Here is a 1,792-nt window from a genome sequence, read left to right as displayed (position 1 = left end):
TCTTAACTCCTGAATCCCGCATCCTGACTCCTGAATCCTGAATCCCGAATCCTGACTCCTGACTCCTGACTCCTGACTCCTGACTCCTGACTCCTCAAAACCTAAGACTCTGTACCTCACAACTATGGGAATTGCTATAATTAAATTAAAAATGGATTTTAGGTTCGATCCCCCTGCCCTCCTTGATAAGGTAGGGTTGATTCATGAATCAACCCTACCCTTGATAAGGGGGGTGTCTGATAATTTTTAACGCCTACCTACTTATCAGTTATCGGTTATCGGTTATCAGTTCACTGTTTACAGCAAAAAACTCCCCACCTCTCAATTCATAATTCATAATTTAAATTTATAATTCCCACTTCCCATCTCCCTTGGGTGAGGACTAACTATACTGGATTCTCCCCCACCCTAGTCAAACTTATTTTAATTTAATTGGGATAACTATCCATACTCAACGGGACTAAATCGCCATAGATCGTCAAACCTAACAACATTGTTTCATTAGCGGGGATTAACTTGCCTGTAAGAGTGCAAATCTCATTTTTTCTAGCTGTAGCGTTAAATACTGCCCTTATATCGGTGGCACAAAACTGAGGTCGATAATCTCCTGATTTTTGCTGAACGAAATTCCATAAGACATCGCGAATGAGTGCTTGATAACCTTGATTGCCGGAAATCTCTTTCAGCTTGTCTTTGAGGACTCTTTCCAGACGAATGCTGGTGACTTCCATCTCGGTAGTGGTGGTGCGTGTGATTGTCCGCATAATTTTTTCTCCCGAATACTAAACCTATTGGTGTTACAAGTGTAGTATAAGCAAGATACCTTTAACAAGCACAACCGGCGAAACCATCACCTCTTTTGCTCTTTTTATTTTTGTCTCATGCCTATTTTTCTCATTTTTGAACTCTCGAAAATTAATTAAGTAGGGAGGCACAATTATTTGTAGGATGGGTTAGCGGTAGCGTAACATAATCGGGCGTTGGGTTTCATGCTTCAACCCAACCTACGTTCATCTTATATTTAATTCCACCCACCCACTTATGTAACAAGTCCACTGTTAATCCAGTGAGAGTCGAGCATAAACAGCGATCATATTGATCAAATAATAACTATTCTTAATATACCCAAACCCCTAGAAAAAATTGTTATTGTTCCTCAGATTGACAATAGATCTAATTGTCTCCCCTGTAGGTCTTTAACCCTGATATTTTCTTGAGAATCTCTGGATAAATCTAAAGTTTTAATCACCTCTTTTGCCACCGCTTCTACCACGGGAATAGCCACAGAATTACCGAACTGTTTATAAGCTTGGACATCGCTGACAACAATCTGAAAACTATCGGGAAATCCCTGTAATCTTGCCCATTCTCTGGGGGTCATTCTGCGGACGAATAATTTATTTACCTCTCCCTTAATGCGAGTAACGGGAGTAAAATTAGTCAGTCTTTGATCGATAACTAAATTTCTTTCTTTTCCCATACCTCCCACCACAATAGCATTAGCGATACCATCGGGAGAAATAATCTGATAACCAAAACCATTACCTTTATTTTCGTGTCTGGCCCTGTGTTTAAACAAAGTTTCTAAATACTGATTAGAGAGATAATATTTAACGCTGACTTCCTTTTCTTCTAGGATATCTTTGAGACAAGTTTCTTGATGGGTTGGTTGGGGATAGGAAAAATGGTAAATATTCAAATCCTCTCGAAAACCGACGATAAAAATTCGGGGACGGTTTTGAGGAACCCCAAAATATCTGGCATTTAAAATCTGGGGACTAGGGACAAAATA

2 protein-coding genes are annotated in these 1,792 nt (G+C 39.6%); both read right to left on the bottom strand.

The window, feature by feature from the left end; genetic code table 11:
• Window positions 1-428: 428 nt before the first annotated feature.
• Window positions 429-764 carry a hypothetical protein gene (locus PX481_RS17995; RefSeq protein ID WP_002761973.1) on the bottom strand — a complete coding sequence of 112 codons (336 nt, stop codon included), beginning with the start codon at window positions 762-764 and terminating at the stop codon, window positions 429-431.
• Window positions 765-1,156: 392 nt separating this feature from the next.
• The coding region (gene dcm / locus PX481_RS17990) for a DNA (cytosine-5-)-methyltransferase (RefSeq protein WP_288095310.1) at window positions 1,157-1,792 on the bottom strand (636 nt) is incomplete at its 5' end.

The sequence above is a fragment of the Microcystis sp. M53603_WE2 genome (assembly GCF_030065435.1).
This window is presented reverse-complemented; position numbering and strand designations above follow the sequence as displayed.